Raw genomic sequence first — 1,448 nt, 5'->3', positions numbered from 1 at the left:
ACCACCTCGGCCGCGGCCTGCTTCTGGATCTTCTCGATCTGCACCACCTGGCTGTTGCTGAGCCGCGCCACGCGCGCCAGTTCGGCGCGGCTGAGCGGTGCCGGTGCGTCGGCCCAGGGTGGCGTGTCGGTGTCGTTGGCGGTCTCGCCAGCCGCGTCCGGGTCAGTGGCGTCGGCCGCGGGGGCCTCCGCGGCGGCCACGCTGGCGCGCCGCTCGGCGAGGATCTCGCGCTTGCGCAGCGCCAGCACGCCACGCTGGAAGTCGGAGACGCTGCGCCGGCCCAGGTGCTGGTCGATCATCCACAGGTGCACGTCCTGCAGCGACTGGAAGCGGGTGTTCTGCACGGTCTGGAACGGCAGGCCGTGCTTCTGGCAGATGCCGTAGCGGTTGTGCCCGTCGACCAGGATGTCGCCCCACAGCACCAGCGCGTCGCGGCAGCCCTCGGCCAGCAGGCTGCGTTCCAGAGCAGCGTATTCGTCGGCGGTCAGCGGATCGATATAGGCCTTGAGGTCTTCTTTGACAACGATGTTCATCAACGGGCGGTGCGGCGTGGCGACGGGGGCGGCATTGTAGAGGCCGGGAATCGGGAGTGGGGAATCGGGAATGGCAACAGCGTGTGTCGCGGCCGCATGGCCTGAGTCGTTCGCGCATGCGGCGCTTTCCGATTCCCTACTCCCGATTCCCCATTCCCGGCTTCACCCCACCACCACCTCACTGATCTGCATCACCGGCGTCAGGTCGGTGTAGTTCTTGATGTCGCCGAGGATCTCCTCCGCATGCGGGCCGAAGCCGGCCTGGAAGGCCTCCACCGACTCGCTGAAGATGTGGCACATGCCGACGTAGGTCGGGTCGCTGCCCGGGGTGCCGCCGGACAGGCCCTTGTCCACGGTGTAGCGCAGGCAGGCCGCGCCCATGCGCGCCTGCAGCAGCGGCATGTGCGTGTCGCGGTAGTAGGCATGGTCGAAACGGGCGCCTGGCGTGTACGGGTACATCACGCTGACCTTGATCATGGAGCGGCTCCTGTGGCGGCGGTGGATCCCGGCCGGACGCCGGGGTGGCGCAAGGCTACACCCGGGAATGGTCGGCGCGTGTTGCGCTGCGGTGGGCCCGGGGCCGGGAATGGGGAATGGGGATTGGGGAATCGCAACAGCAAGAGCAACAGCAAGTGATGCGGTTGCCGGGTTGTCCGATGCGGGCGCCGCGGCGCTTTTACGATTCCCTATTCCCGATTCCCCATTCCCAGCCCTCTACCGCATCGTCGGCATCGCGAACTCGGCGCCGGCCGCGGCCTCGGGCCAGCGCGCGGTGACGGTCTTGAGCCGGGTGTAGAAGCGCACTCCGTCCGGGCCGTGCACATGCAGCGGACCGAACAGCGAGCGCTTCCAGCCGCCGAAGCTGTGGAAGGCCATCGGCACCGGGATCGGCACGTTGATGCCGACCATGCCGGC

The 1,448-nt window shown here is 68.4% G+C and carries 2 protein-coding genes and 1 pseudogene; all 3 read right to left on the bottom strand.

Features of this window, described 5'->3' with window-relative positions; translation table 11 throughout:
• Window positions 1–533, bottom strand: a pseudogene (locus D180_RS15435) (plasmid replication/partition related protein); the annotation flags it as partial.
• Window positions 534–695: 162 nt separating this feature from the next.
• Complete coding sequence (locus tag D180_RS15430) at window positions 696–1,010, bottom strand: EthD family reductase (RefSeq protein ID WP_017908811.1); 315 nt, start codon at window positions 1,008–1,010, stop codon at window positions 696–698.
• 237 nt (window positions 1,011–1,247) lie between these two features.
• A partial coding sequence (locus D180_RS15425; RefSeq protein WP_043091076.1) for an aldehyde dehydrogenase family protein occupies window positions 1,248–1,448 on the bottom strand: 201 nt, incomplete at its 5' end.

Origin of the sequence: Xanthomonas sp. SHU 166, from assembly GCF_000364685.1 — a bacterium.
Lineage (GTDB): Bacteria > Pseudomonadota > Gammaproteobacteria > Xanthomonadales > Xanthomonadaceae > Xanthomonas_A > Xanthomonas_A sontii.
The sequence above is the reverse complement of the archived record's forward strand: the minus strand, read 5'-3'. Positions and strand labels throughout refer to the sequence as shown.